This window comes from Arthrobacter mobilis, from assembly GCF_012395835.1.
GTDB classification, from domain to species: Bacteria; Actinomycetota; Actinomycetes; order Actinomycetales; family Micrococcaceae; genus Crystallibacter; species Crystallibacter mobilis.
This window is the reverse complement of sequence record NZ_JAAZSQ010000001.1, coordinates 386,510-398,957: the sequence shown is the minus strand read 5'-3', so window position 1 is coordinate 398,957 and position 12,448 is coordinate 386,510. Positions and strand designations below refer to the sequence as shown.

Below are 12,448 nucleotides of genomic sequence, written 5' to 3'. Positions count from 1 at the left end.
ACCGAGCATAAGCGAGAGATTCCAGCAGACGTCATAAATGGCGCTGATCAGCTATTTTGAATGCAACGTTTCACCGATACACTGGCGACTGTCACCACCCCCAAGCATGGATTTTCGGGTCCCTGCATCACTGGAAGTATGAGGAGCAAGATGATCAAGAAGCTTTCGGCCTCCGTGCTCATTGCCGCCGTCCTCGCCGTCGCCGGGGCCACCGCACCGGCGGCCGCGGCTGATGGCAAGGTCACCGTCAGCAAGTCCGGCACCAGCACCACCAACGGCGGACTCTGGCCGTACTAAGTCGGCACCGGGAAACTGACCGTCGCAGGCCCGAATCCCCGGCAGTGGCCGTGGACGCTCGCCCGTTCATGGCCACTGCTGTTTAACCGTGTGTTTAACCGGGGCCTCCCGGCTTGTGCTTCAGCCGGTACAGTGCCCCTCCGGCCGTACGGAATCCGCCATCGGGACCCCCGGCGTATCCAGGCTGAGCGGCAAATGGATGGCGAACATCGTTCCCTTGCCCACGACGGATTCAACGGTCAGCTCGCCCCCGTGCTGCTGGACAACTCCCTTGGCGATGGCCAATCCCAGGCCGGTACCCTGGACGGCCAGGGCGTTCGAAGCCCGGAAGAAGCGGTTGAAAAGTTTGGGCAAATCCTCGGCCGGAATGCCAATGCCGGTATCCGAGACCCGGATCGTGGCCCGGGGGGACCCGTCTTCGGCCGTGGTCTGCTCAACGTCCATATGGACCTCCCCGCCGGCCGCGGTGAACTTCACGGCGTTGGAAGCGATATTGGTCAGCACCTGTTCGAGCTTCTTCGCATCGCCGAGAATGACAAGGTCCGTTCCGCCATTGCAGACCAGGTCCACCTCCTTGCCGGCCGCGACCGGCACCAGGGCCGCTGCCACGGTTTCCAGCAGCTGGCCGATCCGCACCGGTTCGGTCCGCAGGATCGCATCGTCGAAATCCATCCGGGACAGGGTCAGCAGGTCCTCGATCAGCTCCCGCAGCCGGGTGGAGTTGCGCACCACGATCTCCAGCATCTGCGCTGCTTCCTCCGGCAGCGGCCCGCCGGCCCCCTCCAGCACCAGATCCAGGTAACCGGTAATGGAGGTAATGGGTGTGCGCAACTCATGGTTTACCGTGGCCACGAAATTGTTCTTGGCCGTATCCAGTTCCTGGAGCCGTTCGACGACCTGCTGCTGGGCAGTAATCAGGTGCCCCTGGATCAGCCCGTGCGCCAGGTTCCCGGCCACATGCTGCAGCAGGGCGGTTTCCGCCTGGGACCAGGCGGCACCTTTGCCTGCCTTGACTATCCAGACCAACCCGAAGGCACCGCCGCCATGGCCCAGCGGAGCGACGGCGCTGGCCAGGGCTCCCGGGACCTCGGCCCATTTGGCCAGCCCCGGGTGCGCCGCGTGCTCTTCCTCCGCGTCCGGCCCGGCCGTGAGCACCGTGCCCTTGCCCCAGAGCGCGGTTGCCAGGTCGCGCGCCTCGGCTGCGGCAGGATGCTCGAAGCCTGGCCCGCCATCCGGGCTCCAGACGGTGTCGACCAGCGGCACCCGCTCGTCGTCGAAGGTGTGCAGCCACACGCTGCCGGCGCCGAAAGCCCTCCCCAGGCCACTGACGGCCAGGTCGACCATCAGGTAGGGGTCGTTGGTTTCCCGGATGGCGGAGGAAATCCGGCGGGTCCTGGCACGCAGCGCGTCCATGGTCCGGCGTTCGTGCTGCTTCCGGGCCGAGCGGGCCAGTGTAATCGCCGTCCGGTGCGCCAGCTGCACAGCGTTGAAAGGTTTAAGCGCGTAATCCTGGATGCCGAGTTCGAACGCCTCCTCCACCAGCTTGCGGCAGCCGGCACCGGCCAGCAGGATCACGGGGCAGGAGGACGCGGCGTCGTCGTCCCGGAACCGCCGCAGCACCTCAAGTGCGGGCAGCCCCGGCAGTTCGCAGTCCAGCAGTGCCACATCCGGCGCGCTGGAGCGCAGGGCATCCAGGGCAGCCGGGCCGTCCTCGGCCACCGTCACGGCCAGGCCGGCCTCGGCCAAGGCAGCCCGGACCAGATCCCGGGTCTGCGCGTCGCCGTCGGCCAGCAGCGCGGTTTTCCGCCCAGACGGCGCCGGCTTCCCAGCGACAACCCCCACTATGTCTCCTCCTGCACAGGAAGCGGCACGGCAAACGCCCCCGGCTCCTTCGTTTCCGGTCACGACACTAGCAGCGGGCTGCGGCCAGTCCAGCATCGGCGGCAGCATCCGGGCATGTCGACTGCCGAAAAGCACCCGTGCAGCCGGGCGACGGACGTTCACAGGCCGGGCAGCCCGGCGTACGCTGGGGGTATGACCCGCGTTCTCGTTGCCGGCGGCACCGGTTTGGTCGGAAGTGCCGTCGTTGCCGAATGTCTTGCCCGCACCGCGGATGTGCGGGTGGTCAGCCGCCACTCCCTGCCGCCGGATTCTCCCCGCCGCCACTTGGCGGCCCAATACCTGCAGGCCGACGTCACCGGTGGTGAGGGCCTGAACACAGCGCTGGCGGACGTGGATGTGGTCATCGACGTCCTCGACGGCAAGCTGGGCAGCGCCCGCCGCACGCTCACCACGGGGGCGCAGAACCTGGCTGCCGGTGCCGCGGCTGCCGGCGTACGGCGGCTGGTACTGCTGTCCATCGTCAATGTGGACGAAGTCGAGTTCAGCTACTACCAGGCGAAGACGGCCCAGGAGACCATCTACCGCGAATCCCGGGTACCGGCCGCGACCGTACGGTCAACGCAGTTCCATGAGTTCGTGACAGCCTTTTTCGACGCGGGCCGGAAACTGCGCGTCACCCCCCGCATCCGCGGCGCCAAGTTCCAGACCATCGCCGTCGCGGACGTGGCCCGGGTACTCGTGGACACGGCGCTGTCCGAAGCCGAACCGCCGGGGATCCGCAACATCGGCGGGCCGGAGGTCCTGGGTATGGACGCCATGGCCCGGATCTACCGGCAGTTCACCGGGGTGCGGGGACCGGTGGTGCCGGTTCCGCTGCCGGGGCCGCTCGGCAAGTTCTTCCGCAGCGGGGGCAACCTCACCCGCAAGAACGCTGTGGGAAAGATCACGTACGCGCAGTGGCTGGAGGCGCGGGAGGCTGAGAGCCTGCCCGCAGTAGACCTGCGCTAAGGCAAATCCCCCGTCCGGAGCCGTTGGGCGGGGCAAAAACCGGCCCGGGGACGGCCCCCGCCCCGGGCGTGTTGTTCGCGCACTGCTTCCTGCACCATAAGATAGGCTCTACAGATGTAGAGCCACTCGTACCTTCAGGAGCACCACCCGTGGAGACCGTGCAGTCCCCGTCCACCCCCTCGGACAACCCTAACTGGCAGGCCGCCGAATCCACCGGCCGCCGCGAGCTGATCGCCGAGGCGGCGACCGAACTGATCGCACGAGAGGGCATGCGGGCCCTGACGCACCGGGCTGTCGACACCCGGCTGGGCCTGCCGACAGGCTCCACCAGCTACTACTTCCGGACCCGGGACGAACTGCTGGCAGCCACCGTCGCGCACCTGCGCCGGCACTCGGCAGCCCACCTCAAGGCCGAGGAATTTCCGGCAGCACTGGGCCTGCACGGAGCCGACCTCGAAGCCGTGGCCGGACGCATCGCACGGTACCTCGAGACCTTGATGGACACCTGCCCGCACCATATCAAGGCCCGCTACGCACTGGCCTTGGAACTGTCCGGCCGTGAAGACTTTGCCGACTCCATCGCCGACCTGCCGGTCCAGCGGTCGCAGGCCGTGGAGCTGTTCACCACCCTGGGATCCTCGGATCCGCAGACGCTGGCCGCCGGCTTCATCGCCCTGCTGGAGGGGCTGCTCTTCCGCAGCCTGCTGGAACAGGACGGCAAGGCCCTCGTGCCCAAGGGCCGGCGGGCCGAGGTGTTCCGCGAGGCCATCGCCTCCTACCTGCTGGGCGTCGCCGAGTCGGACCTGCCGGCCTAGGGAACGGGCCGGCAGGTCCGGCCCCGGAGGACGCCCGGCACATCCCGTCCGGATGCGGCCGGGGCTTTCACGCCCGGAAAACTACAATCCCGCATACATATGGCGGCAGCACACGCCGATGTGTAGCATGTGTCTGTGTGCTGGGTCACATTCCGCACATGGGTGGTGGCCCTGTTCCGACCCGTGAGGGGGTGCTGCCATGGCCAATACTGCCGCCGTCATGACCGGCCTGAACGCCATCGCGTTTCAGGACCGGCGCCGGCCGGAACCGTGTCCTGGCGAGGCGGTCATCGAAGCCCAGGCGGTGGGAGTCCGCGGCTCCGACGTCGCCAACTGCCGCTACGGGAAAACCGGGCCCTTCGTCGTCGACGGGGGCTGCCAGCGCGCCGCGCTGGGCCCGGGCGACGACGTCCTGCTGGAAAACACCTGCACCGAACCCAAATCGCCCAAGGCGATGCTCCATCCCCAACAGGCCTGAGCGCCCGCAGCACCAGAGGCAGCAGCCAGGCACATCACCTGCACACAGAGGAGTTCCCATGAAGAAATCCATCCGGGGGGCCTGGGGCCTTTCCGCAGCCATGGTCCTGGCGGCCAGCCTGGCAGCCTGCGGTAACGGCGGCGGCGGCGAAGGTGGTGAAGGCGGCGGGGGCGGCGGCGCCACCGGAGGTTCGGCGGGCAAGATCGCGTTCCTGATGCCGGACCGGGCCTCCACCCGCTACGAACAGCAGGACAGCCCGCTGTTCAAGGCCAAGGTGGAGGAACTGTGCCCGGACTGCGAGGTCCTGTACCAGAACGCAGACGGCGATGCCAATAAACAGCAGCAGCAGGCCAATGCGATGATCACCCAGGGCGTCAAGGTCCTCGTGCTCGACCCGGTGGACAGCACCGCCGCGGCCTCCCTGGTCGGCAACGCCCAGGGCCAGGGCATCAAGGTCGTCACCTACGACCGCCCGGTCCCGGATACCCCTGCGGACTTCTACGTCTCCTTCGACAACAAGAAGATCGGTTCGCTCATCGCCGAAGACCTGATCAAGCACATGGCGTCGGAGGGGAACACCGACGGCGGGCTCCTGATGGTCAACGGCTCGCCCACCGACCGCGCAGCGCAGCTGATCAAGGAGGGCGCCACGGAGGCGGTCGAGGCGAGCGACCATCCGATCCTGGCCTCGTATGACACCCCGGAGTGGCAGCCGTCCAAGGCACAGGACTGGGTGGCCGGCCAGATCACGCAGTTCGGCGAGCGGATCGACGGCGTCGTCGCCGCCAATGACGGCACGGCCGGGGGTGCGATCGCGGCGCTGAAGGCCGCCGGCGTCGACCCGATGCCGCCGGTGACCGGCAATGACGCCGAAATTGCCGCCATCCAGCGCATTATCGCCGGGAGCCAGTACAACACCATCTCCAAGCCGATCCGGATCGTGGCCGAGAAGTCCGCGGAGGTGGCCGTCCAGCTGCTCAACGGCGAGACCCCTGAGGCCGATGCCACCCTGTTCGAGACCCCGTCCGCCCTGTTCGTGCCCACCGTGGTCACCAAGGACAACGTCAAGGAAGTCATTTTCGACGGCGGCATCTACGAGGCCTCCGAGGTTTGCACCGGCGAATACAAGAAGGGCTGCGACGAGCTGGACATCCAGTAGGCAACGGTCCGGGTGGCGGTGCCGCGCCTGCCGCGGCACCGCCGTCGCAAGGGAAGGGGAAGGCAATGTCCACTGTGCCAGCGGAACGGACGGACTCCGCCGCTCCGGTGCTGTCCATGCGCGGGGTCAGCAAGCATTTCGGTGCGGTCGCGGCCCTGACCGATATCGACCTGGACGTCTATTCCGGCGAGGTGGTGGCCCTGGTGGGCGACAACGGTGCGGGCAAGTCCACGCTCGTCAAGATCCTCTCCGGTGTGCATCCGCAGGATGCGGGAACGGTCACCTTCGACGGCAAGGACGTGAGCATCCACAGCCCGGTGGATGCCCTGAACCTGGGTATTGCCACGGTGTTCCAGGATTTGGCCCTGTGCGACAACCTCACCGTGGTGGACAACCTCTTCCTCGGCCGGGAAATCGGGGCGTTGCGGCTGAACGAGGTGGAGATGGAAGTGCAGTCCTGGAAACTGCTGCGCCAGCTCTCCGCCAAGATCCCCTCGGTCCGGGTCGCCGTCGCTTCCCTGTCCGGCGGCCAGCGGCAGACAGTGGCCATCGCCCGGTCCCTGCTGGGCAGTCCCAAACTGATCATCCTCGACGAGCCCACTGCTGCCCTGGGCGTGGCGCAGACCGCCGAGGTGCTCAACCTGGTGGAACGGCTGCGCGAGAACGGACTGGCGGTCATCATGATCAGCCACAACATGCAGGATGTGAAGGCAGTCTCGGACCGCGTCGCAGTGCTGCGGCTGGGGCGTAACAACGGCACCTTCAGGATGAAGGAGGTCACCACCGACGAGCTGATTGCGGCGATCACCGGTGCGACGGACAACGTGGTGACCCAGCGGGCGGCGCAGTCCGGCTCCGCGGCCCGGCAGGCCCAGGCGCCCGGCGGCGCCGGTGCCCCGGCATCCGCGGACGCTGCGGAGGAAGGGAACGGGAAATGACAACAACCAACCATCCATCCGGCGCGGCTGTGCCGGTGGCCACCGACCTGCAGGATGAACGCCTGATCCGCACCGAAGGCTTCCGCGGCGCGCTCAAGGTCGGCATCAACCGGGTGCGCGCCGGCGATTTGGGCGTGCTGCCGATCGTGGTGGGGCTGCTGGTCATCTGGACCATCTTCCAGCTGCTCAACCCGTTCTTCCTCTCCAGCGCGAACCTGGTCAACCTGCTGCTGGAAAGCGCCGCGGTGGGCGTCATCGCCCTGGGCATTGTCTGCGTGCTGCTGGTGGGCGAAATCGACCTGTCGGTCGGCTCGGTCAGCGGCCTGTCGGCGGCGATCGTCGGCGTCACATTCGTGAAGCAGGACTGGCCGGTGGGGCTGGCCATCCTGGCAGCCATTGCCACCGCCGTCGTGATCGGCCTGGTCTACTCGTTCGTCTACAACAAGTTCGGCGTGCCCTCCTTCGTGATCACGCTCGCCGGACTCCTCGGCTTCCTGGGCCTGCAGCTGTTCGTCCTGGGCGTCGAGGGAACCATCAACCTGCCGTTCGATTCCTTCCTGGTCTGGTTCGGCCAGCAGGCGTTCGTGCCGGCCTGGCTCTCCTACGTGCTGGCGGCCCTGGGCGTGGGCGGCTTCCTGCTCAGCCAGCTGGCCCTGTCGCGGCAGCGGGTCAAGGCGGGCCTGTCCGGCCGGCCCATGGGGCTGGTCCTGGCCCAGGCCGCCCTGCTGGCCGTCATCATCTTCTTCGCCGTCTGGTACCTGAACCGGGCCCGCGGGGTCGGCTGGATGTTCGTCTTCTTCGCGGCGCTGGTGCTGATCATGCACTATGCGTTCACCCGGACCAAGTGGGGCCGCTCGGTCTACGCCGTGGGCGGCAACCGGGAGGCCGCCCGCCGGGCCGGCATCGGCGTCGGCGGCATCTACACCTCCATCTTCGTCCTCGGTTCCACCTTCGCGGCCATCGGCGGCATCCTCGCCGCCGGTCGCCTGGCCGCGTCGGCCCAGAGCAGCGGCACCGGGGATGTGAACCTGAACGCGATCGCTGCCGCGGTGATCGGCGGCACGAGCCTGTTCGGCGGACGCGGTTCGGCCTTCTCGGCCCTGCTGGGCATCCTGGTCATCCAATCCATCTCCAGCGGCCTGACGCTGCTGAACCTGGAGTCCTCGTTCCGGTACATGATCACCGGCCTCGTGCTGCTGCTGGCCGTGATCCTGGATGCCGTCTCGCGCAAGTCGCGCACCTCGCACGGCCGGGCCTAACGCCCCGCGGCAACCGTCGGAAGGGGCAGGATGTTCCTGGGAATCGATATCGGCACCGGCAGCAGCAAGGCGGTAGTGGCGGATGCGGACGGGCACATCCTGGACAGTGTGGCGATCGGGCACGAGGTTTCGTTTCCCCGGCCGGGTTGGGCCGAGTTCGACGCCGAGGGCACCGGGTGGGCCGAGGTAGCCGGGCTGTGCCGGGAGCTTTTCTCCCGGCACGACGCCGCCGCCCTCGCCGGCGTCTGCGTCAGCGCCATGGGCCCGTGCCTGGTGGTGACGGACGAAAACCTGGTCCCGCTGCGGCCTGCCATCCTCTACGGCATCGACGCCCGCGCGACCGCGGAGATCGAGGAACTGACGCAGGAATTCGGGGCGGAAGCGATTTTCGCCGACTCCGGCAAGGTGCTCTCTTCCCAGGCGGTGGGTCCGAAGATCCGCTGGCTGCGCAACCGCGAGCCCGAAGTCTTTGCCCGTGCCCGCCGGTGGCACAGCCTCAACTCCTACATCCTGGCGAAGCTGACCGGCGAGTACGTGCTGGACCACCACACGGCCAGTCAGTGCGACCCGCTCTACGACCTGCGGCGCAACCAATGGCATCCGGACCGCTACGGCGCCGTCGCCGGCCACCTGCCGATGCCAGGCCTGGCCTGGCCGGCCGAGGTGGCCGGGCGCATCCACGCCGAGGCGGCGGAGGCCACCGGGCTGCCGGCCGGGGTACCCGTCTGTGCCGGGACGGTCGACGCCTGGGCGGAGGCCTTCAGCGCCGCGGTGCGCCGCCCCGGGGACCTGATGCTGATGTACGGCTCCACGATGTTTTTTGTCCAGGTCCTGGGGCAGTACCGGGCCGAGCCCAAGCTCTGGACCACCGCAGGGGTGGACGAGGGCTCACTGACCCTGGCCGCGGGCATGTCGACCTCGGGGAGCCTGACCACCTGGATGCAGCGGCTGTTCGGCAACGTGCCCTTCGAAACCCTCGTGGCCGAGGCCGCCGCCGTCCCGCCCGGCTCCGACGGCCTGCTGCTGCTGCCCTACTTCGCCGGCGAGCGCACGCCGGTCTTCGATCCGGACGCGCGCGGGCTGATCACCGGCCTGTCCCTGCGGCACGGGCGCGGGCACCTGTTCCGCGCCACCTACGAAGGCATCGGCTTCGGCATCCGGCAGATTCTGGAATACCTCGAAAACTCCGGCGAACCCATCCGCCGGGTCGCCGCCGTCGGCGGCGGCACGAAGGCCAGGCTGTGGACCGAAATCGTCAGCGACATCACCGGGCGCGAGCAGATCGTGCCGGCACAGACCATCGGTGCCAGCTACGGGGATGCGCTGCTGGCGGCCATCGGTACCGGTGCGGTACCGCCGGACACCGAGTGGGCCCGGACCGCGGCCACGGTCAAGCCCCGGGCGGCCAACGCGCCGGTCTATGACCGGCTCTACGCCACGTACGGGCAGCTGTACCCGGCCAACCGGGAGCACATGCATGTGCTGGCCGCCCTGCAGGAACCGGAGGGCGGGCAGGCCCTGCCCGGCAGCACGGCGGCCCGGCAGCACGGCGGCAAAACGTAAGCACACCTTTCAGCAGACAGGCCGGAGCAACAGCGCTTCTGGTGCTCGCGGGTCCGGGCAGCGGCATAATCGCGAGGATTTTTTCGCCCCGGCCCCGTTTTCCTCCCGCACCGCCGTGCAGCCAGGACCGGCGTGTTAGCTTGATCACCATCGTGGCCCCGAGGGGCGGCTCCCCCGAGCCTTTCACGACTCCCTTGTGCGGCGAATCCCGGGCACCGGCCGGCGGATTCGGCGCGCCCTTTTCCAGCCCGACGCACGACTTTCCGGAGGATACATGGGTCCTGTCCTGCAACAAGAAAACGCTTTGCCCGGCGCGGTCCCGGCGCCTGCCGCGCCCGGGCTCCGGCGGTCGATGGAGTCGCGCCATCTGGTCATGATCGGAATGGGCGGCGTGATCGGCTCCGGCCTCTTCGTCAGTTCCGGCTACACCATTTCGCAGGCGGGCCCGCTCGGAGCCGTCGTTGCCTACCTGATCGGGGCAGTAGTGGTGTACCTGGTCATGGCGTGCCTGAGCGAGCTGGCCATTATCTATCCGGTCTCCGGAGCCTTCCACATTTATGCCGCCAGGTCCATCGGGCCGGCTACCGGGTTCACCACGGCCTGGCTTTACTGGCTCACCTGGGTAGTGGCCCTCGGTTCCGAGTTCACCGCCGCCGGCCTGCTGATGCAGCGCTGGTTTCCCGGCGTGCCGGTCTGGATCTGGTGCCTGCTCTTTGCCTCGATCCTGTTCCTGATGAATGCGGTGTCCTCGCGTGTCTTCGGCGAAACCGAGTTCTGGTTCGCCCTGATCAAGGTTGGCGCGGTGGTGGGCCTCATCCTGCTGGGCGGAGCCGCACTGGCCGGCTTCCACCCGCTGGCCGGCCGGGAATACCCGCACCTGTTCGAAAACTTCGCCACCTCCGGCGGACTGTTCCCGAATGGATTCACCGGGGTGCTGGTCACCGTGCTCGCGGTGTTCTTCGCCTTCTCGGGCTCCGAGCTGATCGGGGTGGCCGCCGGAGAGACCACCGATCCGGAGAAGAACATCCCCAAGGCCATGAAGACCACCGTCATCCGCCTGGTGGTCTTCTTTATCGGCGCTATTTCCGTGATCGCCGCAACGATCCCCTTCGAGCAGGCAGGCCTGGACGAGAGCCCGTTCGTGACGGTCTTCTCGGCCATTGGGATCCCCTACGCGGCCGACATCATGAACTTCGTCGTCATCACGGCCCTGCTGTCCGCGGGCAACAGCGGACTCTTTTCCTGCGCCAGGATGCTTTTTTCCCTGTCGGAGGAGGGCCATGCCCCACGGGCCTTCCGGAAGCTGACCGCGCGCGGCATCCCCCTCAACGCACTGATCGTGAGCATTCTGGGCGGGCTGGCCTCGCTGGCCAGCAGTGTGGTTGCCCCCACGACCGTCTACCTGGTCCTGGTGTCGGTGGCAGGGTTCGCCACCGTTGCGGTGTGGATGTCGATCGCGGCGTCGCACTTCTTCCACCGCCGGGCGTTCGTGAAGGCCGGAGGGGACCTGGGCAGCCTCAGCTACCGGGCGCCGTTCTTTCCGCTGGTCCCGGTGCTGGCCTTCGCCTGCTGCTTCCTGTCACTGGTGGGCATCGCCTTCGACCCGGGACAGGTGGCGGCGCTGTATTTCGGAGTCCCCTTCGTGGCCGGCTGCTACGTGTTCTTCCACATCAGGTACGGCAGGCGGAGGACCCCTGCCGGCCAGGCTGCGCCGGAGCGCCGGCCGGCCGGGACCACGCTCCCCCGGGCCTGAGCGGGACCGTCCGGCAGCGGAAGAGCGCAGGCCCCGGCTCCGGCGGAGGAGCCGCAAACCGGGGCCTGCGCGGCAGACGGACCTTGGAGCGGGGCGGCAGCGCCCCGTTCCAGGGCGACCGCCGAGTCCTTACTTGGCTGCGGCAGCCAGCTCGGCGCGGGCGGACTCCATGGCGCGGGTCCAGACCACCAGCTGGTCCAGCATCGGGGCCAGGGTGCCGGCGTTCTGCTCGGTCGGCTTGAACTCGGAGAAATTCTCGAAATCGGTGAACAGGCTGAACATCACCTGGTTGCGCACGTGGGCGACCTGCAGCTCGGAGAGAATGTTGCGCAGGTGCTCGGCAGCCCGGGCGCCGCCCATGGACCCGTAGGAAACAATGCCGGCCGCCTTGTTGTTAAACTCCACATTCAGGTAGGAGAGGGCGTTGGCCAGAGCCGGCATCACGGTGTGGTTGTACTCGCCGGTCACGAACACGAACCCGTCGAATTCGCTGATCCTGGCGGACCATACCTTAGTGTGGTCATTCTGGTAGTTCTGGTAGGCGGCCGGGTACGGCTCGTCCAGCAGCGGGAGGTTGAAGTCTGCAATGTCGACAACTTCGAACTCGGCATCGGTGCGGGCGGAGGCGTTGGCCAGGACCCAGTCGGCGACCTGCTTGTTGACACGGCCCGGACGGGTGCTGCCGGTGATGATGGCGATCTTGGTCATGGATAAACCCTTTCGAGGTCTGTTGACGTGTCATCGAACTTGCTGACATATCAATAATGACCACGGAAGGTTGAAGTGTCAACCAAAGCGAGGGGGTCGGGGCTGTGAACTCCGATACACGGTGGCTCAGCGACCACGAGCAGCAGCTCTGGCGGGGGCTGCGCGAACTGATCTGGGGATTCGAATCCGCGATGGACCGGCAGCTGCAGCGGGATTCCGAGCTCTCCGGCGTGGAGTATTCGGTCCTGGCGGCGCTGTCCGAGGCCGAGGATGCCACGATGCGGGCCCGGGACATTGCCCATGCGCTGGACTGGGAACGCAGCCGGCTGTCCCATCTGCTCAAGCGCATGGAGGCCCGCGGCCTGGTGGCGCGGACCGAATGCCCCACCGACGCACGCGGCTTCAATATCTCCATGACGGCGGCCGGGCGTACGGCCATCGAGCGGGCCGCCCCGGGGCACGTCAGCTTTGTCCGGGAGAATGTCTTCGACCCGCTGACCCCCGCCGAACAGGAAGCCCTGCTGTCGGCCGCCACCAAAATCCAGAACTCTCTGCGGGCGGCCGGCTGGTGGGAGCGCGCCAAGGGCGACTAATCCGCACCGGCACAGACTGCCCGCAGCGGCCGTTC

General features: G+C 67.7%; 12 protein-coding genes. 10 read left to right on the top strand and 2 right to left on the bottom strand.

What is annotated here, in order from left to right:
• The first annotated feature begins 150 nt into the window (after positions 1-150).
• The gene (locus HGG74_RS01900) at positions 151-297 is read left to right on the top strand and encodes a hypothetical protein (protein WP_168484631.1); all 147 of its coding nucleotides are present in this window, start codon (positions 151-153) and stop codon (positions 295-297) included.
• A gap of 120 nt (positions 298-417) precedes the next feature.
• Here the strand turns inward: HGG74_RS01900 and HGG74_RS01895 are convergent, their stop codons facing one another.
• A complete protein-coding gene (locus HGG74_RS01895; protein WP_168484630.1) occupies positions 418-2,139 on the bottom strand; it encodes an ATP-binding protein in 1,722 nt (573 codons plus the stop codon).
• A 192-nt stretch (positions 2,140-2,331) separates the two neighbouring features.
• Here HGG74_RS01895 and HGG74_RS01890 point away from each other — a divergent pair, with 192 nt between their 5' ends.
• The 8 genes from HGG74_RS01890 (at position 2,332) to HGG74_RS01855 (ending at position 11,112) form a co-directional block, all read left to right on the top strand.
• The gene (locus HGG74_RS01890; RefSeq protein ID WP_168484629.1) at positions 2,332-3,147 is read left to right on the top strand and encodes an SDR family oxidoreductase; all 816 of its coding nucleotides are present in this window, start codon (positions 2,332-2,334) and stop codon (positions 3,145-3,147) included.
• A 149-nt stretch (positions 3,148-3,296) separates the two neighbouring features.
• Complete coding sequence (locus HGG74_RS01885; protein WP_168484628.1) at positions 3,297-3,962, top strand: TetR/AcrR family transcriptional regulator; 666 nt, start codon at positions 3,297-3,299, stop codon at positions 3,960-3,962.
• 199 nt (positions 3,963-4,161) lie between these two features.
• Positions 4,162-4,440, top strand: coding sequence for a hypothetical protein (locus tag HGG74_RS01880; RefSeq protein WP_168484627.1), 279 nt, complete (start codon positions 4,162-4,164; stop codon positions 4,438-4,440).
• A 58-nt stretch (positions 4,441-4,498) separates the two neighbouring features.
• Positions 4,499-5,599 (top strand): ABC transporter substrate-binding protein, encoded by a 1,101-nt coding sequence (locus tag HGG74_RS01875; RefSeq protein WP_168484626.1) that lies wholly within the window; start codon positions 4,499-4,501, stop codon positions 5,597-5,599.
• Between the two features lie 65 nt (positions 5,600-5,664).
• Entirely contained in the window at positions 5,665-6,537 is an 873-nt protein-coding gene (locus HGG74_RS01870) for an ATP-binding cassette domain-containing protein (RefSeq protein WP_168484625.1), read from the top strand.
• On the top strand, positions 6,534-7,796 hold the full coding sequence (locus HGG74_RS01865; protein WP_168484624.1) for a sugar ABC transporter permease: 1,263 nt from the start codon (positions 6,534-6,536) through the stop codon (positions 7,794-7,796). Before HGG74_RS01870 ends, HGG74_RS01865 begins: the two co-directional genes overlap by 4 nt.
• A gap of 30 nt (positions 7,797-7,826) precedes the next feature.
• Positions 7,827-9,359 (top strand): FGGY-family carbohydrate kinase, encoded by a 1,533-nt coding sequence (locus HGG74_RS01860; protein WP_168484623.1) that lies wholly within the window; start codon positions 7,827-7,829, stop codon positions 9,357-9,359.
• 274 nt (positions 9,360-9,633) lie between these two features.
• Complete coding sequence (locus tag HGG74_RS01855) at positions 9,634-11,112, top strand: amino acid permease (protein WP_168484622.1); 1,479 nt, start codon at positions 9,634-9,636, stop codon at positions 11,110-11,112.
• A 129-nt stretch (positions 11,113-11,241) separates the two neighbouring features.
• On the opposite strand, the gene HGG74_RS01850 is transcribed toward HGG74_RS01855, so the two are convergent.
• Positions 11,242-11,820 carry an NADPH-dependent FMN reductase gene (locus tag HGG74_RS01850; protein ID WP_168484621.1) on the bottom strand — a complete coding sequence of 193 codons (579 nt, stop codon included), beginning with the start codon at positions 11,818-11,820 and terminating at the stop codon, positions 11,242-11,244.
• A gap of 104 nt (positions 11,821-11,924) precedes the next feature.
• Here HGG74_RS01850 and HGG74_RS01845 point away from each other — a divergent pair, with 104 nt between their 5' ends.
• On the top strand, positions 11,925-12,413 hold the full coding sequence (locus HGG74_RS01845; protein ID WP_312856697.1) for a MarR family winged helix-turn-helix transcriptional regulator: 489 nt from the start codon (positions 11,925-11,927) through the stop codon (positions 12,411-12,413).
• Positions 12,414-12,448 lie beyond the last annotated feature (35 nt).

Excerpts from the sequence above, each read along its gene's own strand:
- HGG74_RS01880 (WP_168484627.1), top strand. The coding sequence starts at position 4,162 with ATGGCCAATACTGCCGCCGTCATGACCGGCCTGAACGCCATCGCGTTT.
- HGG74_RS01865 (WP_168484624.1), top strand. The coding sequence starts at position 6,534 with ATGACAACAACCAACCATCCATCCGGCGCGGCTGTGCCGGTGGCCACC.
- HGG74_RS01900 (WP_168484631.1), top strand. The coding sequence starts at position 151 with ATGATCAAGAAGCTTTCGGCCTCCGTGCTCATTGCCGCCGTCCTCGCC.
- HGG74_RS01875 (WP_168484626.1), top strand. The coding sequence starts at position 4,499 with ATGAAGAAATCCATCCGGGGGGCCTGGGGCCTTTCCGCAGCCATGGTC.
- HGG74_RS01890 (WP_168484629.1), top strand. The coding sequence starts at position 2,332 with ATGACCCGCGTTCTCGTTGCCGGCGGCACCGGTTTGGTCGGAAGTGCC.
- HGG74_RS01855 (WP_168484622.1), top strand. The coding sequence starts at position 9,634 with ATGGGTCCTGTCCTGCAACAAGAAAACGCTTTGCCCGGCGCGGTCCCG.
- HGG74_RS01870 (WP_168484625.1), top strand. The coding sequence starts at position 5,665 with ATGTCCACTGTGCCAGCGGAACGGACGGACTCCGCCGCTCCGGTGCTG.
- HGG74_RS01850 (WP_168484621.1), bottom strand. The coding sequence starts at position 11,820 with ATGACCAAGATCGCCATCATCACCGGCAGCACCCGTCCGGGCCGTGTC.
- HGG74_RS01860 (WP_168484623.1), top strand. The coding sequence starts at position 7,827 with ATGTTCCTGGGAATCGATATCGGCACCGGCAGCAGCAAGGCGGTAGTG.